We start from the raw sequence: 26978 nt of genomic DNA, 5'->3' as shown, positions 1-26978 counted from the left end.
GGCCTGGCCCGCCTGAACCCTACTGTTCCCTGCGTTTCCCTTATAGAGGAATCATTATGAATAATGCGCAGACACATCTCAAAATGGGCTACGTCTGGACTATCTGTCTGGTCGCCGCCTGCGGTGGTTTACTGTTTGGCTATGACTGGGTAGTCATTGGCGGCGCAAAGCCATTTTATGAAGCCTGGTTTTCTATTACCGATCCGGCACAGTCCGGCTGGGCGATGAGTTCGGCGTTGGCGGGCTGCGTTTTCGGCGCATTAATCTCGGGATGGTGCGCCGATAAACTCGGGCGCAAGCGGCCCTTAATACTGTCCGCCGTGCTGTTCAGCGCCTCGGCGTGGGGGACGGCGGTCGCCAGCAGTTTCGATATGTTTGTGGTTTACCGCATTGTGGGCGGCGTGGGGATTGGTCTGGCTTCCGCTCTCAGCCCGCTTTACATTGCCGAAGTCAGCCCGGCAGAAAAAAGAGGGCGCTTTGTTGCGATAAACCAGCTCACTATCGTGATTGGCGTGCTGGCCGCTCAGCTTATCAACCTGATGATTGCGGAACCCGTGGCGACGGGAGCGACACAGCAAATGATTGTCGAAACCTGGAACGGGCAGATGGGCTGGCGCTGGATGTTCGGCGCAGAACTGGTGCCGGCGCTGGCGTTTCTGATACTAATGTTCTTTGTTCCCGAATCGCCGCGCTGGCTCATGAAGGCCGGGAAGCCCGAGCGCGCCCGCGCCGCGCTGGAACGCATTGGTTCCGCCGATTATGCAGACAGAATATTACGCGATATCGCGCACACGCTGGAAAATGATAACCATAAAATCTCCTATAGCGCGCTGCTGGCTCCGCAGGTAAAACCGATCGTTATCATCGGCATGGTCCTCGCTATCTTCCAGCAGTGGTGCGGAATTAACGTCATCTTTAACTACGCACAGGAGATTTTTGCCTCGGCGGGATTCGATATTAACAGCACGCTGAAATCGATCGTCGCAACAGGGATCGTCAACCTGGTGTTTACCCTCGCCGCGCTGCCGCTGGTGGATAAGATCGGCCGCCGTAAACTGATGCTGCTCGGCGCTTCCGGATTGACGCTGATCTATGTGCTGATTGCCGGCGCTTACGCCATGGGCATAATGGGCTGGCCGGTACTGTTGTTGGTGCTGGCGGCGATTGCCATTTACGCTTTGACCCTGGCGCCGGTCACCTGGGTGCTGCTGGCGGAAATCTTCCCCAACCGCGTTCGCGGACTCGCCATGTCTTTAGGCACCCTGGCGCTGTGGATTGCCTGTTTCTTGTTAACCTACACTTTCCCGCTGCTTAATGCCGGTCTGGGCGCGGCGGGCAGCTTCCTGCTGTATGGTGTCATTTGCGCCGCCGGCTATCTCTATATTCTGCGCAACGTGCCGGAAACAAAGGGGATCACTCTCGAAGCCCTGGAAGAACAGCTGGCGCAACGCCATACGGGCGTTAATGCGGCGAAGCAGGAGCAGATGCGCTAATGGCGGAAGCGTGGATTCTGGAGAACGCGCATCTGCGGATGTGCGTCTCTTCTCTGGGCGGCAAAGTGCAAAGTTTATTCTCGCGGCACTATCAGGCGCCGGTGCTATATGAAAATCCCGCCGGCGGCATGTTTCCGATGCTGCCGATGGCCAATCGCGTTGCCGGAAATCGCTTTATTTTTCAGGGACGCGAGATAGTCCTGCCTCGTCACCACGCCGACGCGCATTTTTTTCTCCACGGCGACGGTTGGCTGCAGCGTTGGGATATCATTGCGCGCGGGGGCGATTTTTGCGTGTTACAGCTGCGTCGGCAGCATGTCTGCGGTTTCGATTACCTGGCGCAGATCCGCTATCAGCTGCAGGGTAACCAACTGATAGCGTCGCTGATGCTTACCCACTGCGGTAGTACGCCTATGCCCTACGGCGGCGGTTTTCATCCCTTTTTCTCCTTTGATAAGCGCAGCACGGCGCAGTTTGCCGCCAGTGGCTACTGGCCGGAAGGGGAACAGCACCTGCCGCTGGACTGGCAAAGCCATCTTCCCGGCTATGCCGATTTCAGCCACCCGCAGTACGGTGAGGATCGCTGGCTAAACGTCGGCTATTCCGGCTGGAGCGGGCGGGCGAGGGTGATTAGTGATGTGATGGATGTCACAATTCTTTCGCAAACTCCGTGGTTGATGCTTTTCAGAATGCAGGATGAACCGTTCCTTTGCCTCGAGCCGCAAACTCACCCGGTAAACGCCCATAACATGGACGGCCAACCGGGGCTGCGGGTTTTGCGCGCTGGAGATACGCTGAACTTATCGCTAACAATTGACGTTCAGGGGCGCGGATAGCGCCATTTTTGGGGCGAGGGCCTCTTGCACCCGCCCCGCTTTATCGCCAGACTGTCGCCTCCATTCGGGAGGGAATCATGGTCTTGCACTCCACGCGCTGGCTGGCGCTCAGTTACTTCACCTACTTTTTTAGCTACGGTATTTTTCTGCCCTTCTGGAGCGTCTGGCTGGCCGGTAACGGACTGACCCCGGAAACCATCGGCATCTTGCTCGGCGCCGGTCTGGTAGCCCGTTTTCTCGGCAGCCTGCTGATCGCCCCGCGGGTGAGCGACCCCTCCCGGCTGATCGCCGCGCTGCGCGTGCTGGCGCTGTTAACCTTGCTCTTCGCGCTGGCCTTCTGGGCCGGCAGCCATGTCGCATGGCTGCTGGCGATCATTGTGGGCTTCAACCTGTTCTTTTCGCCGCTGGTGCCGCTGACGGATGCCCTGGCCAATACCTGGCAAAAGCAAATCACCATGGACTATGGCCGGGTGCGGCTATGGGGCTCCATCGCCTTTGTGATTGGTTCGGCGCTGACCGGCAAGCTGGTGAGCCTGTTTGATTACCGGGCGATCCTGCTGATGCTCAGCCTGGGCGTCGCCTCGATGCTGCTCGGCATGCTGCTGAAACCGTCGGTGATGCCCGAGGGGGCGTCGCGCCAGCAGCAGGGGGCCGGCCTGGCGGCCTGGCTGACGCTGGTGCGCCAGAGCTGGCGCTTTCTCGCCTGCGTTTGCCTGCTGCAGGGGGCGCACGCCGCCTACTACGGCTTTAGCGCCATTTACTGGCAGCAGGCAGGCTATTCGGCCTCGGCGGTGGGCTATTTGTGGTCGCTAGGCGTGGTGGCGGAAGTGGTGATCTTCGCGCTGAGTAAAAAGGTGTTCCGCCGCTTTAGCGCGCGGGATCTGCTGCTGCTCTCTGCCCTGTGCGGGCTGGTCCGCTGGACGCTGATGGGCTGGACCACGGCGCTGCCGGGGCTTATCCTCGCGCAGATCCTTCACTGCGGCACCTTTACGGTGTGTCATCTGGCGGCGATGCGCTATATCGCCGCCCGCCAGGGCAGCGAAGTGATCCGCCTGCAGGCCGTCTACTCCGCGGTGGCGATGGGCGGTAGTATTGCCATCATGACCGTCTTCGCCGGCTTCCTCTACCAGCACCTGCACCAGGGCGTGTTCTGGGTGATGGCGCTGCTGACCATCCCGGCGCTGGCTATCCGGCCAAAAACGGTGGCGGCCTAGTCTTCGAGCATCGCGCAGATATGCTGCTGCTGGCGTTCAGTGAAGCAGTTCTCCGCGTGGATCAGCGGCGGTGAAAACAGCGGCAGCGCCGTCGCATAGGGGGTGACGATAAGCGTCACCCCTTTGGGCGCCCCCTCTTTCTGAAAGCGCTCTACGCTCTGGTATTTGATGTTCAGCGGCAGCAGCGTCAGTTCGCGCAACTGCTGCTCCAGGGCCGCCTCCATATCCGGATTATCATCGGTCAGCAGCAGGACCTGCTTCTCATGCAGGTCGCTTTTCTGCATCAGCCAGGCGCCAAAGATCACCGCGATTAAGCCGGTCTCTTCCTCATTAAAACGGACGTGCCAGGCCTCCTCGAATTCGCTCAATGCCGCCTGGGTGGTGCGCAGTAAGCGAGGATAGAGCCGGCTCACTTCCTCTGTGAGCGTGTTATCGATGCCGATAGCAAACACGCTGCGGATCAACGCCTGCGACAAGTGAATATAAAGCTGATCGCTCAGCCCCTGCTCGTCACTGAACGACCTGCCGGCGAGCATCTGGAAGCGGTGGATCAGGCCGGAAATAGCCAGCCGCAGGCGTCGATCCTGCGGGTGACCATCGCGGAGCGGATCGGGGGTTTTGAGCATCATAAACAGCAGCGAGAGGAAAAAAGGCTCTCCGACATGCGGCGTCGCGCCGACCCGACGCTGCCAGTGGCGGACAATCTCCTGCGCCAGGGTGAACTCGGCGGCGGTCTGCGCCCAGCGTTGCTGTTCATCATTGAAGTCGGGTGAATATCCCCGGTGATGCTCAAGCAGACAGTACTGCAGGTACAGGCGCAGAAACTGAACGTCCCGGCAGTCGAACTGGCGATTGAGCGCTCGCGCGCAGCGGTTCACCAGCGCCTGCAGGTTAGTATCATCGTACAGAGTACGGGCGATGCCTTCCTGTTTAAGCTGCGTTTTCAGCGCCGGGGTAAAATGATGGTTAACGAACTGCGGGCACAGGCGCAGGCCCCGCCGCAGCGCATGCAGCAGGCATAAACGTTGGTCGAGCGCGGCGCCTTCAATCCGATAGCTGCCGTCCACCTGTGACCGAAGGGTCAGGCGGTGGTAACGCTGAATTTCGCGTCCGGTCTCCTCAATATCCTGCCGGGCCGTGGTCTCATCAACGAGGTTGATTCTGCCAAGCCGTTCAGTCGTTACCGACTGTCCGGGCAGATAAAACATCAGGAGCACCTGGCTACGGCGCTGTGGACTGGAAAGCGCAGATGGTGGTTCAATGACGGTCATCATCTGGTAAGTTCCAGTTAGGGTTTCCGCTAAGAATAGACAATGACAGCGGCGGGGGCAGGGAAGTGCGCCCGCTTTAGCTCAGGATTGCTGGCGAAGTTCACAGAATTTTTCACGTGAGGAACAGATGAACAGAGTGAAACAATGCACCAGCGCGGCGTTTTTCATGGTTTTATCATGGACAGCCGCCGCGCATCCGCATAGCTTCATCAGTTTGCAGAGCGAGCCGGTGGTCAAAGACGGCCTGCTGAGCGGGTTTAAAATGCGCTGGACGATGGATGAAATTACCTCATCGGATCTGCTCTACGACGCCGGAAACGCTAAACCGGGCAGCGAAGTATGGAAAAAACTGGCGGCGGAGGTGATGGCCAACGTGCTCGGCCAGCACTATTTCAGCGAGCTGTGGCACAACGGCCAGCGGGTGAAATTTGAAAATCGCCCCGACGGCTACGGCCTTGAGCGCGACGGCCTGCAGGCGGTACTGACCTTCACTCTGCCGCTGGCGACGCCGCAACCCGTTGCCGGACAGACATTTACCTTTTCCACTTTCGACCCGACCTACTATGTCGACATGTTTTATGACAAAGATAGCGATTTTTCCCTGCCCGCAGGGCTGCAGGCCGACTGTAAGGCAACGGTAATGACGCCAAAACCGAATGACAAAATGCTCTCATACGCCCAGTCGCTGGATAAAGCGGATGCGCCGCCGGAGGATATGGCGCTGGGCAGCTATTTTGCCCAGAAGGTGACCCTGACATGTCAGTAATTTTTACCCCGCGCACGCGCGCGTCGCGCTGGAAAGCGCTGTGGCCGTTGGCGCTACTGCTGGCCGTGAGCGTCACGGGCGGCTTCTGGCTGTGGCAGGCCTGGCCGCAGGTGCTGATGCAGAGCGCGGTCTGGCAGCGCGCGCTCAATCTGGAGCTCAGCCGCCTGCTGCAGGCGGTGGCGGAGAACCCGGCGGCGGCGGGGCTGTCGCTGCTTGGGTTCAGCTTCGTTTACGGGGTGCTCCATGCCTTAGGGCCCGGCCACGGCAAAATTGTCATTACCACCTGGCTTGCCACCCATCCCTCGAAGTTGAAATCGAGTATTAACCTGACGCTGGCCGCCTCTTTATTGCAGGGGCTGGTGGCTATCGCGCTGGTGGTAGTGGTGCTGGCGCTGCTGCAGCTGCCGGCGCGCCAGCTGCATCTCAGTAGTTTCTGGCTCGAGAAGGGGAGCTATTTGCTGGTGGGCGCGTTAGGTCTGCTGCTCTGCTGGCGGGCGCTGAAAAAGCTGCGTCTGCTGCTGAGCCGGCCAACGTTTACCGCGTTTACCCCGCATCATGTTCATAACGAACACTGCGGCTGCGGGCATCAGCATCTCCCGGCCCCGGAGCAGCTGCAGGCCGGCGACGACTGGCGGGCTCGCACCGTGATTGTCCTGTCGATGGGCATGCGTCCCTGCTCGGGGGCGATCATGGTCCTGCTGTTCAGCAAGGTGATCGGGGTGTTCAACTGGGGGATGGCGGCGGCGCTGGCGATGGCGGCAGGGACCTCATTAACTATCACGGCGCTGGCGCTGCTGGTGCACAGTTTTCGCCAGCTGGCGGTGAAGCTGGGTCGGCATCAGGCGCCGCCGCTGTGGCGTCAGGTGGGCTGGCTGACGCTGGCGCTGGCCGGCGGCGTGGCGCTGCTGGTGGCCGCTGTCGTGATGTGGAGTAGCGCGATCGCGCCAGGCGGCGGTTTGCGACCGTTTTAGAACATAAAAAAAGGAAGCCGCGGCTTCCTTTTTACATCTGCAAGAGATTAACGCTTCAGCGCGTCGCTCAGCTGCTCGCGCATATTCGCCAGCATCGCTTTCACCACACGCGGGTTACCGGCAACGATGTTGCCCGTCAGCATATAGTTATGACCGCCGGTGAAGTCGCAAACGATAGCGCCTGCTTCACGGGCGATCAGCTCGCCTGCGGCGAAATCCCATGGTTTCAGGGCAATTTCAAAGTAACCGTCAACGCGGCCGGCGGCAACGTAGGCCAGATCCAGCGCGGCGGAGCCGGTGCGGCGGAAATCGGCGCATTCGGTGAACATGTTGCCGAGAATATTCATGTAAGTGGTGGCATGCTGCTTCGCCTTGAACGGGAAACCGGTCGCGATGATGGTGCCGTCGAGGTCGCGAGCGTTGCTGCCGCGCAGACGGTAGCCGTTCAGCTGCGCGCCCTGGCCGCGGGTCGCGGTGAACAGTTCGTTACGCATCGGATCGTAAACCACCGCGACTTCAGTACGGCCTTTGATGCGTACGGCGATGGAAACAGAGAAGTGCGGCAGACGTTTAACGAAGTTGGTGGTGCCATCCAGTGGATCGATAACCCATTGAACATCCTGCTCTTCACCAGCGTGTTCACCGCTTTCTTCGGTGATAATGGTGTGCTGCGGGTAAGATTTGCGAATGGTTTCGATAATAATCGCTTCGGCGGCTTTATCGACGTTGGTCACAAAATCATTGCTGCCTTTCTGGCTGGTTTCTACGGTGTCTGGCGTTTCGTAGTGTTTGGCAATTAAATTACCCGCCTTGCGCGCGGCGCGCACGGCGATGTTCAGCATCGGATGCATCGGTCTCTCTCACTGGATGTTAAAGAACGGGAAAAAACGGCGCATATAATAACAGCGAATTCTGCTTATGTCTCCGTTTTATGGTAGCATGCCCGAATAATCTTTAGCCGAAGAACCATAATGCTGCAAAATATTCGAATCGTACTGGTAGAAACCTCCCACACCGGCAATATGGGCTCCGTTGCCCGCGCGATGAAAACCATGGGCTTAACCAACCTGTGGCTGGTCAATCCGCTGGTGAAACCTGATTCCCAGGCCATTGCGCTGGCCGCGGGCGCCAGCGACGTCATTGGCAACGCGCAGATCGTCGATACCCTTGATGAAGCGCTGGCGGGCTGTAGCCTGGTGGTTGGCACCAGCGCGCGCTCCCGCACGCTGCCGTGGCCGATGCTCGATCCCCGCGAATGCGGCCTGAAAAGCATCGCCGAAGGCCAGCATGCGCCGGTGGCGCTGGTGTTTGGCCGCGAGCGCGTTGGCCTGACCAACGACGAACTGCAGAAGTGTCACTACCATGTGGCCATCGCCGCCAACCCGGAGTACAGCTCGCTGAACCTGGCGATGGCGGTGCAGGTTATCGCCTACGAAGTGCGGATGGCCTGGCTGGCGGCGCAGGAGCAAGCGCAGCCGGCGGTTGAGCACGAAGAAGCGCCGTACCCGCTGGTGGATGACCTGGAGCGTTTCTACGGTCATCTTGAGCAGACGCTGCTGGCGACGGGCTTTATCCGCCCGAATCATCCGGGGCAGGTGATGAACAAACTGCGTCGTCTGTTCACTCGTGCGCGCCCGGAAAGCCAGGAGCTGAACATCCTGCGCGGCATGCTGGCCTCGATTGACCAGCAGAATAAAGGCAAGTAACCGCGTTGATGCCGGATGGCGCTGCGCTTATCCGGCATGCAAATCACGCGGCCCTTGCTATCTCCTGGTGGGAGAGGGCCGGGGTGAGGGCGCCCGGCAACGCGGAAGGAAAACGGCACGGAAAGCCAAATACCTGACTAAAACAGTCAAGTAAATAGTTGACCAAATTACTCGGGAATGTCAGACTTGGCCCTGCTATGCAATACCCATATTAATAAAAAGCCCGGCCAGGGGCGAGTTTGAGGTTAAGTAAGACATGAGACTGACATCTAAAGGGCGTTATGCCGTGACCGCGATGCTTGACGTTGCGCTCAACTCTGAAACGGGCCCGGTGCCGTTGGCAGATATTTCAGAGCGTCAGGGAATTTCGCTTTCCTATCTGGAACAGCTGTTCTCTCGCCTGCGTAAAAATGGCCTGGTTTCCAGCGTTCGTGGCCCAGGCGGCGGTTATCTGTTAGGTAAAGATGCCGGCAGTATCGCCGTCGGCGAAGTCATTAGCGCCGTGGACGAATCCGTTGACGCCACCCGTTGCCAGGGCAAGGGCGGCTGTCAGGGCGGTGATAAATGCCTGACTCACGCGCTGTGGCGCGATCTGAGCGAACGCCTGACCGGCTTCCTGAACAATATCACCCTCGGGGAACTGGTGAATAACCAGGAGATCCTCGATGTTTCCGGTCGTCAGCATCAGCACGAAACCCAGCGCAATGCGCGCACCCAGGACGCGATCGACGTTAAACTGCGCGCCTGAGTGACCCGTCCCGTTTCGGGCTGCGGCTGACAGGGCGAGGCAGCGCGAAACGGCGGGACAACGATTATAAAGAGCTTTCAGAATCAGGCCGGGATGCTCCGACATTCCGTGTACTCGGTCGTACATCAAGCCGGTTGCCTGATTCCTTGCATTGAGTGATGTACGGAGTTTAAGAGCAATGAAATTACCGATTTACCTCGATTACTCCGCAACCACGCCGGTGGACCCGCGTGTTGCCGAGAAAATGATGCAGTTCCTGACCATGGACGGGACCTTTGGTAACCCGGCCTCCCGTTCCCACCGTTTTGGCTGGCAGGCTGAAGAGGCGGTTGATATCGCCCGCAATCAGATTGCCGAGCTGGTCGGTGCCGACCCGCGCGAAATCGTCTTTACCTCTGGTGCGACTGAATCCGACAACCTGGCGATCAAGGGTGCAGCCAACTTTTATCAGAAAAAAGGCAAGCACATCATCACCAGCAAAACCGAGCATAAAGCGGTTCTGGATACCTGCCGTCAGCTGGAGCGCGAAGGCTTCGAAGTGACCTACCTGGCGCCGCAGAGCAACGGGATTATCGATCTGAAAGAGCTGGAAGCGGCGATGCGTGACGACACCATCCTGGTTTCCATCATGCATGTGAATAACGAAATCGGCGTGGTGCAGGATATCGCTACCATCGGCGAGATGTGTCGCGCCCGCGGTATCATTTACCACGTAGACGCCACCCAGAGCGTGGGCAAGCTGCCTATCGATCTGAGCCAGCTGAAAGTTGACCTGATGTCCTTCTCCGGTCACAAAATCTACGGTCCGAAAGGCATCGGCGCGCTGTACGTGCGTCGTAAGCCGCGTATTCGTATCGAAGCGCAAATCCACGGCGGCGGCCACGAGCGCGGTATGCGTTCCGGTACTCTGCCTGTTCACCAGATCGTCGGCATGGGTGAAGCTTACCGTATCGCCAAAGAAGAGATGGAAAGCGAGATGGCGCGTCTGCGCACGCTGCGCAACCGTCTGTGGAATGGCGTGAAGGATATGGAAGAAGTGTACCTCAACGGCGACCTCGAGCAGGGCGCGCCGAACATTCTTAACGTCAGCTTCAACTATGTTGAAGGCGAGTCGCTGATTATGGCGCTGAAAGACCTGGCGGTTTCCTCCGGTTCAGCCTGTACTTCCGCGAGCCTTGAGCCATCCTACGTGCTGCGCGCGTTAGGCATGACTGATGAACTGGCGCACAGTTCTATTCGTTTCTCTTTAGGTCGTTTCACTACCGAAGAAGAGATTGACTACGCCATCAACCTGATTCGTAAATCCATTGGCCGTCTGCGCGAGCTTTCTCCACTGTGGGAAATGTTCAAACAGGGCGTGGATCTGAACAGTATTGAATGGTCACATCACTAATTCGGCACCAATAAGGAGAATTCATCATGGCTTACAGCGAAAAAGTTATCGATCATTACGAGAACCCGCGCAACGTCGGCTCTTTTGACAACAGCGACGAGAACGTCGGCAGCGGCATGGTCGGCGCGCCGGCCTGCGGCGACGTGATGAAGTTGCAGATTAAAGTCAACAATGAAGGTATCATTGAAGACGCGCGCTTCAAGACCTACGGCTGCGGTTCCGCTATCGCTTCCAGCTCTCTGGTCACCGAGTGGGTGAAGGGTAAATCCCTGGACGAAGCGCAGGCGATCAAGAACACCGATATCGCCGATGAACTGGAGCTGCCGCCGGTGAAAATTCACTGCTCTATTCTGGCGGAAGACGCGATTAAAGCCGCGATTGCGGATTACAAAAGCAAACGTGAAGCAAAATAATTAGTTGAGGTTTTGTTATGTCGATTACTCTTAGCGACAGTGCAGCAGCGCGAGTCAATGCCTTCCTGGCAAACCGCGGAAAAGGGTTTGGCCTGCGCCTGGGCGTGAGAACCTCCGGCTGCTCAGGTATGGCCTATGTACTGGAGTTTGTTGACGAGCCGGCGGCTGAAGACACCGTGTTTGAAGACAAAGGCGTGAAGGTCGTGATCGACGGCAAAAGTCTGCAATTCCTCGACGGCACGCAGCTGGACTTCGTCAAAGAAGGCCTTAACGAAGGGTTCAAGTTCACTAACCCTAACGTCAAAGATGAGTGCGGCTGCGGCGAAAGCTTTAACGTATAATCGGTACTCCCCAACCCCACCGCGGTCACGCCGCGCGTGGGGTTTTCGTTTAGATGCATGACCCTGAGGTTACTATGGACTATTTCACCCTCTTCGGGTTACCAGCCAGCTATACCCTCTCGCTTGAACAACTGGCTGTCCGGTATCAGGATCTGCAGCGCCAGTACCATCCGGATAAATTTGCCAGCGCGCCCGCTGCGGAACAGCTTGCGGCGGTTCAGTACTCCGCCACCATTAACCAGGCCTGGCAGACGCTGCGCCATCCCCTGACCCGCGCAGAATACCTCCTCTCGCTGCATGGCTTCGATCTGGCCAGCGAGCAGCATACCGTTCGCGATACCGCGTTCCTGATGGAACAGCTGGAACTGCGCGAAGAGCTGGATGAGATCGGCCAGGCGAAAGACGAAGCGCGGCTGGAAGGCTTTATCAAACGAGTGAAAGCGCTGTTTGATACCCGCCATCAGCTGATGGTTGACCAATTGCATAATGAGAGCTGGGAGGCGGCGGCGGACACGGTTCGTAAGCTCCGTTTCCTCGATAAACTGCGCAGCAGTGCTGAAGAACTCGAAGAAAAACTGCTCGATTTTTAATTTTCGGAAGCAATTATGGCCTTATTACAAATTAGTGAGCCCGGCCTGAGCGCCGCGCCGCACCAGCGTCGTCTGGCGGCCGGTATCGACCTGGGCACCACCAATTCTCTGGTGGCTACCGTGCGTAGCGGCCAGGCCGAGACTCTGCCCGATCATCAAGGCCGCTATCTGCTGCCGTCGGTGGTGAATTACCACGCATCGGGGCTGACCGTCGGCTATGACGCCCGGGTGAACGCCGCCCAGGATCCCGCCAACACCATCAGCTCCGTGAAACGGATGATGGGGCGCTCCCTCGCCGATATCCAACACCGCTATCCGCATCTGCCGTATCAGCTGCAGGCCAGTGAAAACGGCCTGCCGATGATCCAGACCGCCGGCGGCCTGCTGAACCCGATTCGCGTCTCCGCCGATATCCTGAAAGCGCTGGCCGCCCGGGCCACTGAAGCGCTGGCCGGCGAGCTCGACGGCGTGGTCATCACCGTCCCCGCTTACTTTGATGACGCCCAGCGTCAGGGGACCAAAGACGCGGCGCGCCTGGCGGGTCTGCACGTGCTGCGACTGCTTAATGAACCGACCGCGGCGGCTATCGCCTATGGCCTTGATTCCGGCCAGGAAGGGGTGATTGCGGTCTACGATCTCGGCGGCGGCACCTTTGATATTTCTATTCTGCGCTTAAGCCGCGGGGTGTTTGAAGTGCTGGCCACCGGCGGCGACTCGGCCCTCGGCGGCGATGATTTCGATCATCTGCTGGCGGACTACCTGCGCGAGCAGGCGGGCTTCAGCGACCGTAGCGACAACCGCCTGCAGCGTGAGCTGCTGGATGCCGCCATCGCGGCGAAAATCGCCCTTAGCGATGCCGAGGTGGCGCACGTTGAGGTCGGCGGCTGGCAGGGCGATATTACTCGCAGCCAGTTTAACGATCTGATCGCCCCGCTGGTAAAACGCACGTTAATGGCCTGCCGCCGGGCGCTGAAAGACGCTGGCGTTGAGGCGCAAGAGGTGCTGGAAGTGGTGATGGTCGGCGGTTCCACCCGCGTGCCGCTGGTGCGCGAGCGCGTCGGCGACTTCTTCGGTCGCACCCCGCTGACCTCCATCGACCCTGACAAAGTCGTCGCCATTGGCGCGGCGATCCAGGCCAATATTCTGGTCGGCAACAAGCCGGACAGCGAACTGTTGCTGCTCGACGTTATCCCGCTGTCGTTAGGGCTGGAAACCATGGGCGGCCTGGTGGAGAAAGTGATCCCGCGTAATACCACCATTCCGGTGGCCCGCGCCCAGGAGTTCACCACCTTCAAAGATGGCCAAACGGCGATGTCCATTCATGTGATGCAGGGCGAGCGTGAGCTGGTGCAGGATTGCCGCTCCCTGGCGCGCTTTGCGCTGCGCGGTATCCCGGCGCTGCCGGCGGGCGGGGCGCATATTCGCGTCACCTTCCAGGTGGACGCCGATGGCCTGCTGAGCGTCACGGCGATGGAAAAGTCGACCGGCGTGGAAGCCTCTATTCAGGTGAAACCGTCTTACGGTCTGACCGATGGCGAAATCGCCACCATGATTAAAGATTCGATGAGCTACGCCGAACAGGATATTCAGGCGCGCATGCTGGCTGAACAGAAAGTGGAAGCCGCACGCGTCCTGGAGAGCCTGACAAGCGCGCTGGCCGCCGACGCCGCGCTGTTAAGCGCCGCGGAGCGTCAGGCTATCGATGACGCTGCGGAGCAGGTACGCGCCGCCGCGGCAGGCGTCGACGCCGACGCCATTAAAGAAGCGATTAAAAATATCGACACACAAACCCAGGAATTCGCCGCCCGCCGTATGGATCAGTCGGTCCGTATCGCGCTGAAAGGCCAATCCGTGGACGAGGTTTAAAATGCCAAAAATTGTATTTCTGCCCCACCAGGACCTGTGTCCGGATGGCATCGTTGTGGAAGCTGAGACCGGTGAAACTATTCTGGATGCGGCGCTGCGTAGCGGCATCGAGATTGAACACGCCTGCGAAAAATCCTGTGCCTGCACCACCTGCCACTGCATCGTGCGTGAAGGCTTTGACTCGCTGGCGGAAAGTACCGAAGATGAAGACGATATGCTGGATAAAGCCTGGGGACTGGAGCCTGACAGCCGCCTGAGCTGCCAGGCGCGCGTCACCGACGAAGATCTGGTCGTTGAGATCCCGCGTTACACCATCAACCACGCACGCGAGCACTAATATGGCACTGAAATGGACCGACAGTCGTGAAATCGGCGAAGCGCTGTATGACGCTTACCCTGACCTCGACCCAAAAACCGTTCGCTTTACCGACATGCATCAGTGGATTTGCGATCTGGAAGAGTTTGATGATGACCCGAACGCATCCAATGAAAAAATTCTCGAGGCGATTCTGTTAGTCTGGTTAGACGAAGCCGAATAATTTTCGCATCATGATTTATGCGGCGGTATAAAGTCGGATGAATCATTGAGCGAGAGAACGTTACGGGCTGCCATACGGTGGCCCGTTTGCTAAGAAGGATAATGATAATGACCGAAGCCATGAAGATTACGCTTTGCACTCAGCCAGCCGATGCGCGCTGGGGAGAAAAGGCGTCTTACAGCATTAATCATGACGGCATCGCCCTGCATCTCAACGGCAAAGACGACCTGGGCTTGATTCAGCGCGCGGCGCGTAAAATTGACGGCATGGGGATCAAGCATGTCGCGTTAAGCGGCGAAGGCTGGAACACCGACCGCGCGTGGGCGTTCTGGGCGGGTTATAAAGGCCCGAAAGGCACCCGTAAAGTTGAATGGCCGACGCTGGACGATGCGCAGAAAAGCGAACTGGATAACCGTCTGACCATTATTGACTGGGTGCGCGACACCATCAATGCGCCGGCGGAAGAGCTGGGCCCGGAACAGCTGGCGCAGCGCGCCGTCGACCTGCTGTGCAGCGTGGCGGGCGAGAAGATGAGCTATCGCATCACCAAAGGCGAAGATCTGCGTGAGCAGGGCTATCTCGGCCTGCACACGGTGGGCCGCGGCTCCGAGCGCCCGCCGGTTTTGCTGGCGCTGGACTATAACCCGACCGGCGATAAAGAAGCCCCGGTATACGCCTGTCTGGTAGGTAAAGGCATCACCTTTGATTCCGGCGGCTACAGCATCAAACAGAGCGCCTTTATGGATTCAATGAAATCCGATATGGGCGGCGCGGCGACTATCACCGGCGCCCTGGCCTTCGCTATTACCCGCGGGCTGAACAAGCGCGTGAAGCTCTATCTGTGCTGCGCCGACAACCTGATCAGCGGTAACGCTTTCAAACTGGGCGATATTATTCATTATCGCAACGGCAAAACCGTCGAAGTCATGAACACCGACGCCGAAGGTCGTCTGGTGCTGGCGGATGGCCTGATTGACGCTTCGGCGCAGAAGCCGGAGCTGATCATCGATGCCGCCACCCTGACCGGCGCGGCGAAAACCGCGCTCGGCAACGACTACCACGCGCTGTTCAGCTTTGACGATGCGCTGGCGAATCGCCTGCTGGCGAGCGCTCAGGCGGAAAATGAAGCGTTCTGGCGTCTGCCGCTGGCCGAATTCCACCGTCATCAGCTGCCGTCTAATTTCGCGGAACTGAACAATACCGGCAGCGCCGCCTATCCGGCCGGCGCCAGCACCGCGGCGGGCTTCCTGTCCCATTTCGTTGAAAACTACCACCAGGGCTGGCTGCATATCGACTGTTCGGCAACCTACCGCAAATCTGCCGTTGAGCAGTGGTCGGCGGGCGCGACGGGGCTTGGCGTACGTACTATCGCCAATCTGCTGACGGCTGAGTAATGGCCTTGCCGGGTGGCGCTACGCTTACCCGGCCTGGAAAATCCGCAGGCCCGTGCGGACGTAGCGCCGCCGGGCGATTTTTGAAGTAGCCAAACTATGTCCGAAACCAAAAACGAATTAGAAACCCTGCTGGAAAAAGCGGCTACCGAGCCCGCTTATCGTCCGGCATTTTTCAGCGCGCTGCTTGAGGCCACCGTCTGGGTACCAGGCCGCGCAGCCGATGGCGAGCAGATTGTCGAAGATAGCGCGCTGGATCTGCAGCACTGGGAAAAAGATGACGGCACGTCGGTCATTCCGTTCTTCACTTCGCTTGAGGCCCTGCAGCAGGCGGTGGAAGACGAACAGGCTTTCGTGATGATGCCGGCCCGCACGCTGATGGCGATGACTCTCGGTGAATCGCTGTTCCTCAACCCGAAGCTGCCGAACGGTAAAGCGTTTACCCCGCGCGAAATCAGCCATCTGCTCGGGGAAGAGGGCAGCCCGCTCAGCACCCAGACGGTGCTGGAAGGGGGGGAAGCGCTGCTGCTGTCTGAAGTCGCCGAGCCGCCGGCGCAGATGGTGGATTCGCTGACCACGCTTTTCAAAACGCTGAAAACCGTCAAGCGGGCGTTCCTGTGCTCGATCAAAGAGCACGCCGACGCGCCCGCTAATCTGCTGATCGGCATTGAAGCGGAAGGGGATATCGAGTCCATCATTCAGACCACCGGCAGCGTGGCCACCGATACCCTGCCCGGCGATGAGCCGATCGATATTTGCCAGGTGGTGGAAGGCGAGAAGGGCATCAGCCACTTTATGATTGCCCATATCACGCCGTTCTATGAAAAGCGCTGGGGCAGCTTCCTGCGCGATTTCAAACAAAACCGCATTATCTGACAGCGGGGGCGGCTGCCCCCGGTTTCGGTATGCTTTCAGCTCGATGCAAAAGCGGGGTTGCAAAAGTTAATGCAGGGCGGCAACGATCCGCGGATAGGCTGACACCATGTTATAGAGCAGAAATCCCGTCACGCACAGCGTGACGACGCCGTTGAAGAGCGCCATATCCCCGCGCCAGGCACGGCACCTTTCCTCTCCCAGCAGATAGCGTAGCGCTGCTACCAGCCCGGCGACCAGCACCATCAGAAAACCCAGCAGCGCTTGATGACCATAGGTGATCAGCGGGACGTCTTCCAAAGTGACGCCGAGAAAGCGGGTATAAACGGAAACGGGCGCAGGAACCAGGCTTAACCATGTCCGGTTCCATTGCGGCCAAAAATAGAGGATTGCGCCGCCGACCAGCAGGCCAGCTATGCCTCCCAGCCAGGGAAGGCGCGGGGAATAAGCAAAATCTGGGTTGGAGACTAATGCCATTTTCACTCCTTGTGGTGCCATCAGGTTATAGATTAAACGCTCAATCCTGGCGCTGGCCCCGACGGCGCGCGTTAATCGCGCTATCGGTGGGAGATGGTGAATTAGTCAGGACAACCTTCGAGCCTGGCGTAAAGATCCTCATGAATATATTCCAGCTCCAGCAAGGCGCCATCGCGTGACTCGTTGAGGGCTTGTTGATGCTGCCATTCGTCGTGGCTCTCCTTTCCACCGGTAAAAATCCCCTGCAAATATTCAATCAGCGACGATTCTGCCAGCCAAAGCTCATTCTCTTTACCCTCGAAGCGGACGACAGGATATTCACCCTGTTCATCACGCTCGGTGACGTAGATAAATACCTGCTGATCCCCGGGATGGCAGAGGCGAATCAGGGCAGGAAGACGCGGATCGTCGTTCCAGACGGGCATTAGCTCTTCAAAATCCAGCCCGATCATATCAAGGCCATTCATATAATAAGCCTCTTCATCCAGTGAGTCGGAAAGCAGGACGCCATGTTCATCAATGGCGTTCAGAACCGATTCCAGCACCCGTTGACCGTAGGGGCTTGTCAGCTGGCAATCGTAGGCCAGCAGCGCTTTCAGACTCTCCGGAAGCGCCACGGTTTCGCTATTTTGCGGATCACGGTATTTCCGGACGCGCAGGCGATCCACTTCGTCTACAGGCATCGGTTTCGGGGTGGGATTGCGGTTGTGCTTGTGTACGACATCCATGAGATCCGCTAATGAAAAAGCCATCATTCAATTTCCTTATATAGTGGGCGGCAGTAAAGCCAACACGGCAGGCGCAAGCCCTGCGGCCGCACAGAGTAGCTGGTTTAGCGACTGGCAGGAGAATGAGGCGGAGAAAATCAGAAATTATTTAGTGGCCGCGGGACGGGACGTCCGCGGCCATGCGGCGTTTACTGAGCGGCAGGAGCCGGTTCAATCGGCAGATCGCTGCGCGCCCCCCATTCGCTCCATGAGCCGTCGTACAGGCAGACGCCGTTCACGCCAAGCGTGGTGAGCGCCAGCACGACCACCGCCGCCGTCACGCCGGACCCGCAGCTGGCGATAATGGGCCGATCAAAATCGACGCCCTGACGCAAAAAGATGTCGTTCAGCTCGTCGACGGTCTTCAGCTCGCCGTTAATCACCAGCTCCGTCCACGGGACGTTCAGCGCGCCGGGGATATGCCCGCGCCGCAGGCCGGGGCGCGGTTCGTCAGCCTGGCCGTTAAACCGGGCCGCCGGACGCGCATCGACAATCTGCGCCGATCCTTCATGGCTGACCAGCAGCACGTCGGTCAGGCGCTTAATTTGCTGAGGATCGAACCGCACGTCGAATTCTCCTTCGGCCACCTCCGGCACCCCTTGTTCCAGCGGCAGCTCGTCGCGACGCCAGCCCTCCAGCCCACCGGCCAGAATCGACACTTTCTCCACGCCAAAGGCGCGCAGCATCCACCAGGCGCGCGGGGCGGAAAACAGATTGCCTTCGTCATAGACGACCAGGTGCTTATCGCTGCAGACGCCCAGTTCGCGCATGGCCACGGCAAACGCCTCGGCGCGCGGCATCATATGCGGCAGCGGGCTGGTGTGATCGGACAGCGCCTCGATATCGAAAAACAGCGCGTTCGGCACGTGGCCGGCGCGGTACTCCGCGGCCATATCGCGCAGGGCCTCCTGCCCGGCGGGCGCCATGCGGGCGTCGATAATCTGGATCTCCGGGTCATCAATATGTTCCGCCAGCCAGTCGGCGGCGACAAAAAACGAGGTGGACATAGGTGCCTCCGTTTTACTATTCATGACTGAATTGTCGGCGTTTTAACGGGTGCTGACAAGTTAAGGACGCCAGAGTGGGGACGACGTCACGGCACTTTTCTGATTAATCGGCAGAAACCCGCGTCATCACTGTTGAGAAGCGCCGCCTTAACGCATAATAAAAAGTGATAATTTGCATCAGGCCCACCGGCCGAGGGGTTAGAAGGATGAAACCATTTCGTTTAGCGGCGCTGTCACTGGCGCTCCTTACCGCATTTTCATTAACCGGGTGTGATGACAGCGGTACACCGCAGGCTACGGCCCCGACGCCGGCCGCCGATAGCGGCCCTGGCGCGGCGGCAAAACCGGACAGCGCCCAGCTGGCGGCGCTGGCGGAAAAAAGCCAGGGCAAAGCGCTGACGCTGCTCGACGCCTCGGAGGTGCAGCTGGATGGCGCCGCGACCCTGGTGCTGACCTTTTCCGTACCGCTGCAGCCGGACCAGGATTTCTCCCGCAGCGTGCACCTGGTGGATAAGAAGAGCGGTAAGGTAGATGGCGCGTGGGAGCTGGCGCCGAACCTGAAAGAGCTGCGTCTGCGTCACCTTGAGCCAAAGCGCGAGCTGATTGTCTCGGTCGACCCGACGCTGACCGCCCTGAACAAGGCGACGCTCGATAAACCGTTCGAGAAGACCCTGACTACCCGCGATATCGCGCCAAGCGTCGGATTTGCCAGCCGCGGCTCGCTGCTGCCGGGCAACGTGATCGCCGGGCTGCCGGTGATGGCGCTGAACGTCGATAACGTCGACGTGAACTTCTTCCGCATTAAGCCGGAATCGCTCTCGGCCTTCGTCAGCCAGTGGGAATACCGCAATTCATTAAGCAACTGGGAATCCGACGAGCTGCTGAAGATGGCCGATCTGGTATACAGCGGCCGCTTTGACCTCAATCCGGCGCGCAATACCCGCGAAAAGCTGCTGCTGCCGCTGAGCGACATCAAGCCGCTCCAGCAGCCTGGCGTCTACGTGGCGGTCATGAACCCGGCGGGTCATTATAGCTACAGCAACGCGGCGACGCTGTTTACCCTTAGCGACATCGGCGTGTCGGCGCATCGCTACCACAACCGGCTGGACGTCTTTACCCAGAGCCTGGAAAACGGCGCCGCCCAGTCTGGTATCGATGTCCAGCTGCTCAACGCCAAAGGGCAGACCCTGGCGCAGGCGAAAAGCGATAGCCAGGGCCACGTCACCCTGCAAACCGATAAAGAAGCCGCGCTGCTGCTGGCGCGCAAAGAGGGACAGACCACGCTGCTCGACCTCAAACTGCCGGCGCTGGATCTGGCTGAGTTCTCCATTGCCGGCGCGCCAGGCTTCAGCAAACAGTTCTTTATGTTTGGCCCACGGGATCTCTATCGTCCGGGCGAAACGGTGATCCTCAATGCGCTGCTGCGCGATAGCGACGGCAAGCCGCTGGCGGAACAGCCGGTGAAGCTGGAGGTGGTCCAGCCGGATGGCCAGGTGATCCGCTCGGAGATGAGCAAACCGGTTAACGGCCTGTACCAGTTTACTTATCCGCTCGACAGCGGCGCGGCCACCGGCATGTGGCACATTCGCGCCAGCACCGGCGACAACCAGCCCCGCGAGTGGGATTTCCACGTCGAAGACTTTATGCCGGAACGCATGGCGCTGAAGCTGACGCCGCAGGCGGCGCCTGTCGCGCCGAATGCCGATGTCGCCTTTGATGTCAGCGGCGCTTATCTCTACGGCGCGCCGGCCAGCGGCAACACGCTGCAGGGCAAACTGTTCCTGCGCCCGCTTCGCGACGCCGTCGCCGCGCTGCCGGGCTTTGAGTTCGGCGATATCGCAGAAGAAAATCTCTCCCGCAGCCTTGATGAAGTCCAGCTGACGCTGGATGAAAAAGGCCATGGCGAAGTGACCACCTCCAGCCAGTGGCAGGATAGCCATTCGCCGCTGCAGGTGGTGTTGCAGGCGAGCCTGCTGGAGTCCGGTGGGCGTCCGGTCACCCGTACGGTTAAGCAGCCGATCTGGCCTGCCGAGGCGCTGCCGGGGATCCGCCCGCAATTTACCCTGAAGGACGTTTACGACTACCGCACCGACACCACGGTGAAGCAGCCGGTGGTGGATGAAAACAGCAACGCCGCGTTCGATATCGTCTATGCCGACGCCAAAGGCGAGAAAAAAGCCGTTTCCGGCCTGCAGGTACGGCTGATCCGCGAGCGCCGGGATTATTACTGGAACTGGTCCGATAGCGAAGGCTGGCAGTCGCAGTTCGATCAAAAAGATCTGCAGGAGGGCGAGGAGTCGCTGGATCTGCAGGCCGGCCAGATCGGTAAAGTGAGCTTTCCGGTAGAGTGGGGCTCCTATCGCCTGGAGGTGAAAGGACCGGACGATGTCGTCAGCAGCGTGCGCTTCTGGGCGGGCTACAGCTGGCAGGATAACAGCGAAGGCACCGGCGCAGCGCGCCCGGACCGGGTCACCATGAAGCTGGATAAACCGAGCTATAAGCCGGGCGACACCATCAGGCTGCACATCTCCGCCCCGGCGGCGGGTAAAGGCTACGCGATGGTGGAATCCAGCGAAGGGCCGCTGTGGTGGCAGGAGCTTGACGTACCCGCCGAAGGGATGGACCTGTCGATCCCGATGGATAACGCCTGGAATCGCCACGACCTCTACCTCAGCACGCTGGTGGTTCGCCCCGGCGATAAATCCCGCTCGGCGACGCCGAAACGCGCGGTGGGCCTGCTGCATCTGCCGCTGGGCGATGAAAACCGTCGCCTGACGCTGGCGCTGGAGGCCCCGGATAAAATGCGCCCCAACCAGCCGCTGACGGTGAAAGTGAAAGCCAGCGTCAAAGAGGGAGAGGCGCCGAAGCAGGTTAACGTTCTGCTCTCGGCTGTCGATAGCGGGGTGCTGAATATTACCGATTACGCCACCCCGGATCCGTGGAACGCCTTCTTCGGCCAGAAACGTTATGGGGCGGATATTTATGATATTTACGGCCAGGTGATTGAAGGGCAGGGGCGTGTGGCCAGTCTGCGCTTCGGCGGCGATGGCGACGAGTTAAAACGTGGCGGTAAACCGCCGGTTAACCATGTGACCATCATCGCCCAGCAGGCGCAGCCGGTGGTGCTGAACGATCAGGGCGAAGGGACGGTGACGCTGCCGATCGGTGATTTTAACGGCGAGCTGCGGGTGATGGCTCAGGCCTGGACGGCGGATGACTTCGGCAGCAGCGAAGATAAAGTGGTGGTGGCCGCCCCGGTCATCGCCGAGCTGAATACCCCGCGCTTCCTCGCCAGCGGCGACACCACCCGTCTGGCGCTGGATCTCAGCAACCTGACCGATAAACCGCAAACTCTGCAGGTACACCTTGCCGCCAGCGGACTGGTGACCTTGACCGAGGGTCAACTGCCGTCGGTGCAGCTGGCGCCGGGGGCGCGCAGCACGCTGTTTGTGCCGGTGAGCGCGCTGCCGGGCTTTGGCGATGGCCAGGTGAGCGCCACTATCAGCGGCCTGAGCCTGCCGGGGGAAACCTTCGCCCCGCTGCAGAAGCAGTGGAAAATCGGCGTTCGTCCGGCGTTCCCGGCGCAGACCGTCAACAGCGGCGCCGTGCTGCAGCCCGGCGAAAGCTGGCAGGCGCCAGCGGCGCAATCGGCAGGTTTCGCCCCGCAGACGCTGCAGGGCCAGCTGCTGCTCAGCGGCAAGCCGCCGCTGAATCTCGCGCGCTATATCCGCGACCTGAAAGCCTATCCTTACGGCTGCCTTGAGCAGACCGCCAGCGGCCTGTTCCCGTCCCTGTATACCAGCGCGGCGCAGCTAAAAGCGCTGGGCATCAGCGGGGACAGCGACGAAAAACGTCGCGCGGCAATCGATGTCGGGATCTCGCGCCTGCTGCAGATGCAACTGGAAAACGGCGGCTTTGCGCTATGGGATAAAGAGGGGCCGGAAGAGTACTGGCTGACCGCTTACGCCATGGATTTCCTTGTTCGCGCGGGCGAGCAGGGCTATAGCGTACCGGTCAACGCCATTAATAAAGGTAACGAACGCCTGCTGCGCTATCTTCAGGAGCCGGGGCTGATGACCGTGCGCTACAGCGACGACGCCCAGGCCAGCCGCTTTGCCGCTCAGGCCTATGCCGCGCTGGTGCTGGCGCGTCAGCAAAAAGCCCCCCTCGGCGCATTGCGTGAAATCTGGAGCCGTCACGACCAGGCGCGATCCGGCCTGCCGCTGTTGCAGCTCGGCATTGCGCTGAAAACCATGGGCGATGCGCCGCGCGGCGATGAGGCCATGAAGCTGGCGGTTACCACGCCGCGCCATGATGAGAATCGTTGGCTGGGCGATTACGGTAGCCCGCTTCGCGATGACGCGCTGAAGCTGGCGCTGCTGGAAGAGAACAAGCTGCTGCCGGAGGTGCAAAACACGCTGTTGAGCACGCTGTCGGAAGAGGCCTACGGCCAGCGCTGGCTGTCGACCCAGGAAACCAACGCCCTGTTCCTTGCCGGACGTACGCTTGCCGACCTGCCGGGCAACTGGCAGGCGCAAACCTCGCTGCAGGCTGAGCCGCTGGCCGGCGATAAAGCGCAAACCCGTAACCTCGACGGCGATCGGCTGGCGACGTTGCAGGTGAGCAACACCGGCAGTCAACCGCTGTGGCTGCGTCTGGACAGCAGCGGCTATCCGCAAAGCGCGCCGCAGCCAGGCGGCAACGTCCTGGGGATTGAACGCGCCGTTTTCGATACCCAGGGGCGGCAGAAGTCGCTGTCGTCTCTGCGCAGCGGCGAACTGGTGCTGGTCAAGCTGGAGGTGACCGCCAGACGCAACGTGCCTGACGCGCTGGTGGTTGACCTGCTGCCGGCGGGACTCGAGCTGGAAAACCAGAATCTGGCCAACAGCAGCGCCAGCCTGCAGGAGAATGGCGAAGCGGTGCAAAACCTCCTTAACCAGATGCAGCAGGCCGATATTCAGCATATCGAGTTCCGCGACGACCGCTTCGTCGCCGCTGTCGCGGTCAATGAAGGTCAGCCGGTGACGCTGGTCTACCTGGCGCGGGCGGTCACGCCGGGCACCTACCAGGTCCCGCAGCCGCAGGTGGAATCGATGTATGTGCCGCAGTGGCGGGCGACCGGGACCGCCAGCGGTCCGCTCACCGTGACGCCGTAAATGGGCGTAGTGCATCGGGTAAAACGCCGCTGGCGCTGGCTGGCGGCGTTTATTTTTCTGCTGTGGCTGGCGGTTCTGACCGCCGATCGCCTGTGGCCGCTGCCGCTGCATGACGTCACGCCTGCCCGGGTGGTCGTGGCGGAGGACGGGACCCCCCTGTGGCGGTTTGCCGACGCGCAGGGCGTCTGGCGTTATCCGGTGACTCTCGCCGACGTGTCGCCGCGCTATCTGCAGGCGCTTATTCAGTATGAGGACCGCTGGTTCTGGCGCCATCCGGGGGTCAATCCCTTCGCTGTAGTGCGCGCCGCCTGGCAGGATCTTACCTCCGGGCGGGTCATTTCCGGCGGCAGTACCCTCACCATGCAGGTGGCGCGCCTGCTCGATCCCCACCCCCGCACTTTCGGCGGCAAGCTGCGCCAGCTGTGGCGGGCGCTGCAGCTGGAGTGGCATCTGTCAAAGAGCGAAATCCTGACCCTGTATCTGAACCGTGCGCCCTTTGGCGGCACCCTGCAGGGGATCGGCGCGGCCAGTTGGGCTTATCTCGGCAAGCCGCCCGCGCAGCTCAGCTACGGCGAGGCGGCGCTGCTGGCGGTGCTGCCCCAGGCGCCCAGCCGTTTACGTCCGGACCGCTGGCCGCAGCGGGCCCAGGCGGCGCGGGATAAAGTCCTTGCGCGCATGGTCAGCCAGGGCGTCTGGCCGAGGCTGGCGGTAAAGGAGGCGATGGAGGAGCCGGTGTGGCTGTTTCCGCGGCAGATGCCGCAGCTGGCGCCGCTCTTCGCCCGCCGGGCGCTGGCGACCAGTCGTGAGGAAAAGGTGGTGACGACCCTCGATGCCGGACTGCAGCGACAGCTCGAGGATCTGGCGCTGAACTGGAAGTCGCGCCTGCCGCCGCGCAGTTCGCTGGCGATGGTTGTCGTCGACCACACGGATATGAAAGTCCGCGGCTGGGTGGGGTCGGCGGATATTACGGACGACAGTCGCTTTGGCCACATTGATATGGCGTCGGCGGTCCGTTCGCCTGGGTCGGTGCTGAAACCCTTTATTTATGCGCTGGCGATGGATGAAGGACTGATCCATCCGGCGTCGTTATTGCAGGATGTGCCGCGGCGCTTTAGCGATTATCGCCCCGGTAACTTTGACAGCGGCTTTCACGGCCCGGTGAGCGCCAGCGACGCGCTGGTGCGCTCCCTGAATCTGCCGGCGGTCCAGGTGCTCGAAGCCTACGGGCCCAAACGTTTCGCGGCGAATTTGCGCAATGCCGGGTTGCCCCTGATGCTGCCCGCCGGCGCCGAGCCGAATCTGTCGTTGATCCTCGGCGGCGCCGGAGCGAGGCTGGAAGATATCGTCGCGGCGTACAGCGCCTTTGCCCGCCACGGGAAGGCGGCGCGGCTGCGCATGACGCCCGGAGACCCGCTGGTGGAAAGGGCGCTGATATCCCCGGGGGCGGCGTGGATCGTCCGGCGCATCCTGGCCGGCGAAGCGCAGCCGGTTCCCGATGCCTCACTCCCGCAAGTGGTGCCGCTGGCCTGGAAGACCGGCACCAGCTACGGGTATCGCGATGCGTGGGCGGTGGGCCTCAATGCGCGTTATCTGATTGGCATCTGGACCGGGCGTCCGGACGGTACGCCGGTGGTGGGGCAGTTTGGCTTCGCCAGCGCGGTGCCGTTGCTCAATCAGGTCAATAATCTGCTGCTCGCCCGCCCGGCGATGAGCCGCGGCGGCCTGCCGGTCGATCCGCGACCGGCAACGGTCAGCCGCGGGACGCTCTGCTGGCCCGGCGGCCAGGCGCTGCCGGCGGGCGACAGCAACTGCCGTCGTCGCCTGGCCAGCTGGCTGCTGGAAGACAGCCAGCCGCCGACCCTGCTGCTGCCGGGGCAGGAGGGCGTGCGCGGGATCCGCTTCCCGGTGTGGCGCAATGAACACGGCGAACGGGTGGCGGCGGATTGTCCCGGGGCGCGCGAAAGTGTGGTGGAGGTCTGGCCGCTGCCGCTGGATCCCTGGCTACCGCCGGGGGAACGTCGCTCCGCGCGTCTGGGGCCGGCATCGAAGGCATGCCCGCCGTTGCAAACTCAGGATGCCGCGCCGCTGGTGCTCTCCGGGGTTCGCGAGGGGGCGGTGATTAAACGTCTGCCGGGGGAGGCGCGGGTGATGTTGCCCCTGCAAACCAGCGGTGGTGAAGGGCGGCGCTGGTGGTTTATCAACGGCCAGCCGATAGATGCCGCCGGCGCGAGAACCACGCTAACTCTGGATAAGCCCGGCGAGTGGCAGCTGGTGGTGATGGATGAGGCAGGACAAACGGCGGCCGCGCGTTTTACCCTGCAATAACCAGGGTAAATTTGTTGTTGGCGGTTTGTGTTTTCAATACTCATCTTATTTTAACAAAATGTTACCTTCAGCCGTAGGCAGGGGCGGGGATGCTCATTATAATGCGCGCCAGGCCATACGATCGTATGCGCAACAACAGAACATTTAATTAGAGGTAATCATGGCTATTGAACGTACTTTTTCCATCATCAAACCAAACGCGGTGGCAAAAAACGTTATTGGCAGCATCTTTTCCCGCTTTGAAGCTGCAGGGTTCAAAATCGTCGGCACCAAAATGCTGCACCTGACCGTAGAGCAGGCTCGTGGTTTCTATGCTGAGCACGAAGGTCGCCCGTTCTTCGACGGTCTGGTTGAGTTCATGACCTCCGGCCCGATCGTGGTTTCCGTCCTGGAAGGCGAAAACGCCGTTCAGCGTCACCGTGACCTGCTGGGCGCCACCAACCCGGCAAACGCCCTGGCGGGTACCCTGCGCGCTGACTACGCTGACAGCTTCACCGAGAACGGCACCCACGGTTCCGACTCTGTAGAATCCGCTGCACGCGAAATCGCGTTCTTCTTTGCTGAAGGCGAGGTTTGCCCGCGCACTCGCTAATCCTCGTCGTCTTTTCGACCGTCGCGGCGTTGGCTACGCGCGTTCACCCCGGTCACATAGTTATCTATGCTCCCGGGGATTCACTTGCTTGCCGCCTTGCGACAATCGAAAAGCCATAGAGGATTATGTACGCAGTAACAGATTTTTTATCATTGCTTTGTGCAAACGTGGCAATGATCCGCCAGAATTTGTAGAATATAGCGCCCCTGGACGAGCTGTCGCTCTCCGGGGCGTTTCTTTTTC

At 60.2% G+C, this 26978-nt stretch carries 24 protein-coding genes; 19 read left to right on the top strand and 5 right to left on the bottom strand.

Going from position 1 to position 26978, the window contains the following annotated elements:
- Positions 1-56: 56 nt before the first annotated feature.
- The 3 genes from QLG03_RS10105 (at position 57) to QLG03_RS10095 (ending at position 3543) form a co-directional block, all read left to right on the top strand.
- Positions 57-1493 (top strand): sugar porter family MFS transporter, encoded by a 1437-nt coding sequence (locus QLG03_RS10105; protein WP_072422346.1) that lies wholly within the window; start codon positions 57-59, stop codon positions 1491-1493.
- The gene (locus QLG03_RS10100) at positions 1493-2329 is read left to right on the top strand and encodes an aldose 1-epimerase (protein ID WP_255988922.1); all 837 of its coding nucleotides are present in this window, start codon (positions 1493-1495) and stop codon (positions 2327-2329) included. The genes QLG03_RS10105 and QLG03_RS10100 overlap by 1 nt, the downstream gene beginning before the upstream one ends.
- A gap of 77 nt (positions 2330-2406) precedes the next feature.
- Complete coding sequence (locus QLG03_RS10095; protein ID WP_048336304.1) at positions 2407-3543, top strand: 3-phenylpropionate MFS transporter; 1137 nt, start codon at positions 2407-2409, stop codon at positions 3541-3543.
- Here QLG03_RS10095 and csiE read toward each other — a convergent pair.
- Entirely contained in the window at positions 3540-4817 is a 1278-nt protein-coding gene (csiE, locus tag QLG03_RS10090) for a stationary phase inducible protein CsiE (protein WP_023290648.1), read from the bottom strand. The two genes, QLG03_RS10095 and csiE, sit on opposite strands and share 4 nt — an antisense overlap.
- 124 nt (positions 4818-4941) lie before the next feature.
- Between csiE and QLG03_RS10085 the strand changes: the two genes are divergently transcribed.
- Positions 4942-5580 (top strand): DUF1007 family protein, encoded by a 639-nt coding sequence (locus QLG03_RS10085; RefSeq protein ID WP_023290647.1) that lies wholly within the window; start codon positions 4942-4944, stop codon positions 5578-5580.
- Positions 5571-6551: a nickel/cobalt transporter gene (locus tag QLG03_RS10080; protein ID WP_023290646.1), complete on the top strand. Its 981-nt coding sequence runs from the start codon at positions 5571-5573 to the stop codon at positions 6549-6551. Before QLG03_RS10085 ends, QLG03_RS10080 begins: the two co-directional genes overlap by 10 nt.
- A gap of 47 nt (positions 6552-6598) precedes the next feature.
- On the opposite strand, the gene suhB is transcribed toward QLG03_RS10080, so the two are convergent.
- A complete protein-coding gene (gene suhB / locus QLG03_RS10075) occupies positions 6599-7402 on the bottom strand; it encodes an inositol-1-monophosphatase (RefSeq protein WP_002913995.1) in 804 nt (267 codons plus the stop codon).
- 120 nt (positions 7403-7522) lie between these two features.
- Between suhB and trmJ the strand changes: the two genes are divergently transcribed.
- From trmJ to sseB, 11 genes are all read left to right on the top strand, one after another.
- The gene (trmJ, locus tag QLG03_RS10070) at positions 7523-8257 is read left to right on the top strand and encodes a tRNA (cytosine(32)/uridine(32)-2'-O)-methyltransferase TrmJ (RefSeq protein ID WP_023290645.1); all 735 of its coding nucleotides are present in this window, start codon (positions 7523-7525) and stop codon (positions 8255-8257) included.
- 256 nt (positions 8258-8513) lie between these two features.
- Positions 8514-9005 (top strand): Fe-S cluster assembly transcriptional regulator IscR, encoded by a 492-nt coding sequence (gene iscR / locus QLG03_RS10065; RefSeq protein WP_002913993.1) that lies wholly within the window; start codon positions 8514-8516, stop codon positions 9003-9005.
- A 178-nt stretch (positions 9006-9183) separates the two neighbouring features.
- A complete protein-coding gene (iscS, locus tag QLG03_RS10060) occupies positions 9184-10398 on the top strand; it encodes a cysteine desulfurase (RefSeq protein WP_017900428.1) in 1215 nt (404 codons plus the stop codon).
- A 26-nt stretch (positions 10399-10424) separates the two neighbouring features.
- On the top strand, positions 10425-10811 hold the full coding sequence (iscU, locus tag QLG03_RS10055) for a Fe-S cluster assembly scaffold IscU (RefSeq protein ID WP_002913991.1): 387 nt from the start codon (positions 10425-10427) through the stop codon (positions 10809-10811).
- A 17-nt stretch (positions 10812-10828) separates the two neighbouring features.
- Positions 10829-11152, top strand: a complete 324-nt coding sequence (iscA, locus tag QLG03_RS10050) for an iron-sulfur cluster assembly protein IscA (RefSeq protein ID WP_002913979.1) — start codon at positions 10829-10831, stop codon at positions 11150-11152.
- A gap of 74 nt (positions 11153-11226) precedes the next feature.
- Positions 11227-11742, top strand: coding sequence for a co-chaperone HscB (hscB, locus tag QLG03_RS10045; RefSeq protein WP_023290644.1), 516 nt, complete (start codon positions 11227-11229; stop codon positions 11740-11742).
- A 15-nt stretch (positions 11743-11757) separates the two neighbouring features.
- Positions 11758-13608: a Fe-S protein assembly chaperone HscA gene (hscA, locus tag QLG03_RS10040; protein ID WP_255988924.1), complete on the top strand. Its 1851-nt coding sequence runs from the start codon at positions 11758-11760 to the stop codon at positions 13606-13608.
- A 1-nt stretch (position 13609) separates the two neighbouring features.
- A complete protein-coding gene (gene fdx / locus QLG03_RS10035; RefSeq protein ID WP_004201872.1) occupies positions 13610-13945 on the top strand; it encodes an ISC system 2Fe-2S type ferredoxin in 336 nt (111 codons plus the stop codon).
- 1 nt (position 13946) lies between these two features.
- The gene (gene iscX, locus QLG03_RS10030) at positions 13947-14147 is read left to right on the top strand and encodes a Fe-S cluster assembly protein IscX (RefSeq protein ID WP_002913954.1); all 201 of its coding nucleotides are present in this window, start codon (positions 13947-13949) and stop codon (positions 14145-14147) included.
- Positions 14148-14254: 107 nt separating this feature from the next.
- Positions 14255-15541 (top strand): aminopeptidase PepB, encoded by a 1287-nt coding sequence (pepB, locus tag QLG03_RS10025; RefSeq protein WP_117129413.1) that lies wholly within the window; start codon positions 14255-14257, stop codon positions 15539-15541.
- 96 nt (positions 15542-15637) lie between these two features.
- Positions 15638-16414, top strand: a complete 777-nt coding sequence (gene sseB, locus QLG03_RS10020; protein ID WP_135719573.1) for an enhanced serine sensitivity protein SseB — start codon at positions 15638-15640, stop codon at positions 16412-16414.
- A gap of 66 nt (positions 16415-16480) precedes the next feature.
- Here the strand turns inward: sseB and QLG03_RS10015 are convergent, their stop codons facing one another.
- The 3 genes from QLG03_RS10015 to sseA form a co-directional block, all read right to left on the bottom strand.
- On the bottom strand, positions 16481-16888 hold the full coding sequence (locus tag QLG03_RS10015) for a hypothetical protein (RefSeq protein ID WP_147734017.1): 408 nt from the start codon (positions 16886-16888) through the stop codon (positions 16481-16483).
- Positions 16889-16989: 101 nt separating this feature from the next.
- A complete protein-coding gene (locus QLG03_RS10010; protein ID WP_023290639.1) occupies positions 16990-17640 on the bottom strand; it encodes a DUF5066 family protein in 651 nt (216 codons plus the stop codon).
- 164 nt (positions 17641-17804) lie between these two features.
- Entirely contained in the window at positions 17805-18662 is an 858-nt protein-coding gene (sseA, locus tag QLG03_RS10005; RefSeq protein ID WP_023290638.1) for a 3-mercaptopyruvate sulfurtransferase, read from the bottom strand.
- A 206-nt stretch (positions 18663-18868) separates the two neighbouring features.
- On the opposite strand from sseA, the gene QLG03_RS10000 reads away from it, so the two are divergent.
- The 3 genes from QLG03_RS10000 (at position 18869) to ndk (ending at position 26735) form a co-directional block, all read left to right on the top strand.
- Positions 18869-23818, top strand: coding sequence for an alpha-2-macroglobulin (locus QLG03_RS10000; protein WP_255988929.1), 4950 nt, complete (start codon positions 18869-18871; stop codon positions 23816-23818).
- Complete coding sequence (gene pbpC, locus QLG03_RS09995; protein ID WP_117136873.1) at positions 23819-26143, top strand: peptidoglycan glycosyltransferase PbpC; 2325 nt, start codon at positions 23819-23821, stop codon at positions 26141-26143.
- Positions 26144-26303: 160 nt separating this feature from the next.
- Positions 26304-26735, top strand: coding sequence for a nucleoside-diphosphate kinase (gene ndk / locus QLG03_RS09990; protein ID WP_004144312.1), 432 nt, complete (start codon positions 26304-26306; stop codon positions 26733-26735).
- The last annotated feature ends 243 nt before the right edge of the window (positions 26736-26978 follow it).

Origin of the sequence: Klebsiella sp. V115_8 (genome assembly GCF_029967715.1) — a bacterium.
GTDB lineage: Bacteria > Pseudomonadota > Gammaproteobacteria > Enterobacterales > Enterobacteriaceae > Klebsiella > Klebsiella quasipneumoniae.
This window is presented reverse-complemented; position numbering and strand designations above follow the sequence as displayed.

Coding starts and splice junctions, on each gene's coding strand:
- iscA (WP_002913979.1), top strand. CDS start 10,829: ATGTCGATTACTCTTAGCGACAGTGCAGCAGCGCGAGTCAATGCCTTC.
- QLG03_RS10015 (WP_147734017.1), bottom strand. CDS start 16,888: ATGGCATTAGTCTCCAACCCAGATTTTGCTTATTCCCCGCGCCTTCCC.
- QLG03_RS10080 (WP_023290646.1), top strand. CDS start 5,571: ATGTCAGTAATTTTTACCCCGCGCACGCGCGCGTCGCGCTGGAAAGCG.
- QLG03_RS10095 (WP_048336304.1), top strand. CDS start 2,407: ATGGTCTTGCACTCCACGCGCTGGCTGGCGCTCAGTTACTTCACCTAC.
- fdx (WP_004201872.1), top strand. CDS start 13,610: ATGCCAAAAATTGTATTTCTGCCCCACCAGGACCTGTGTCCGGATGGC.
- hscB (WP_023290644.1), top strand. CDS start 11,227: ATGGACTATTTCACCCTCTTCGGGTTACCAGCCAGCTATACCCTCTCG.
- sseA (WP_023290638.1), bottom strand. CDS start 18,662: ATGTCCACCTCGTTTTTTGTCGCCGCCGACTGGCTGGCGGAACATATT.
- iscX (WP_002913954.1), top strand. CDS start 13,947: ATGGCACTGAAATGGACCGACAGTCGTGAAATCGGCGAAGCGCTGTAT.
- ndk (WP_004144312.1), top strand. CDS start 26,304: ATGGCTATTGAACGTACTTTTTCCATCATCAAACCAAACGCGGTGGCA.
- QLG03_RS10010 (WP_023290639.1), bottom strand. CDS start 17,640: ATGGCTTTTTCATTAGCGGATCTCATGGATGTCGTACACAAGCACAAC.
- iscR (WP_002913993.1), top strand. CDS start 8,514: ATGAGACTGACATCTAAAGGGCGTTATGCCGTGACCGCGATGCTTGAC.
- iscS (WP_017900428.1), top strand. CDS start 9,184: ATGAAATTACCGATTTACCTCGATTACTCCGCAACCACGCCGGTGGAC.
- pbpC (WP_117136873.1), top strand. CDS start 23,819: ATGGGCGTAGTGCATCGGGTAAAACGCCGCTGGCGCTGGCTGGCGGCG.
- QLG03_RS10105 (WP_072422346.1), top strand. CDS start 57: ATGAATAATGCGCAGACACATCTCAAAATGGGCTACGTCTGGACTATC.
- QLG03_RS10100 (WP_255988922.1), top strand. CDS start 1,493: ATGGCGGAAGCGTGGATTCTGGAGAACGCGCATCTGCGGATGTGCGTC.
- QLG03_RS10085 (WP_023290647.1), top strand. CDS start 4,942: ATGAACAGAGTGAAACAATGCACCAGCGCGGCGTTTTTCATGGTTTTA.
- sseB (WP_135719573.1), top strand. CDS start 15,638: ATGTCCGAAACCAAAAACGAATTAGAAACCCTGCTGGAAAAAGCGGCT.
- pepB (WP_117129413.1), top strand. CDS start 14,255: ATGACCGAAGCCATGAAGATTACGCTTTGCACTCAGCCAGCCGATGCG.
- QLG03_RS10000 (WP_255988929.1), top strand. CDS start 18,869: ATGAAACCATTTCGTTTAGCGGCGCTGTCACTGGCGCTCCTTACCGCA.
- suhB (WP_002913995.1), bottom strand. CDS start 7,402: ATGCATCCGATGCTGAACATCGCCGTGCGCGCCGCGCGCAAGGCGGGT.
- trmJ (WP_023290645.1), top strand. CDS start 7,523: ATGCTGCAAAATATTCGAATCGTACTGGTAGAAACCTCCCACACCGGC.
- hscA (WP_255988924.1), top strand. CDS start 11,758: ATGGCCTTATTACAAATTAGTGAGCCCGGCCTGAGCGCCGCGCCGCAC.
- iscU (WP_002913991.1), top strand. CDS start 10,425: ATGGCTTACAGCGAAAAAGTTATCGATCATTACGAGAACCCGCGCAAC.
- csiE (WP_023290648.1), bottom strand. CDS start 4,817: ATGATGACCGTCATTGAACCACCATCTGCGCTTTCCAGTCCACAGCGC.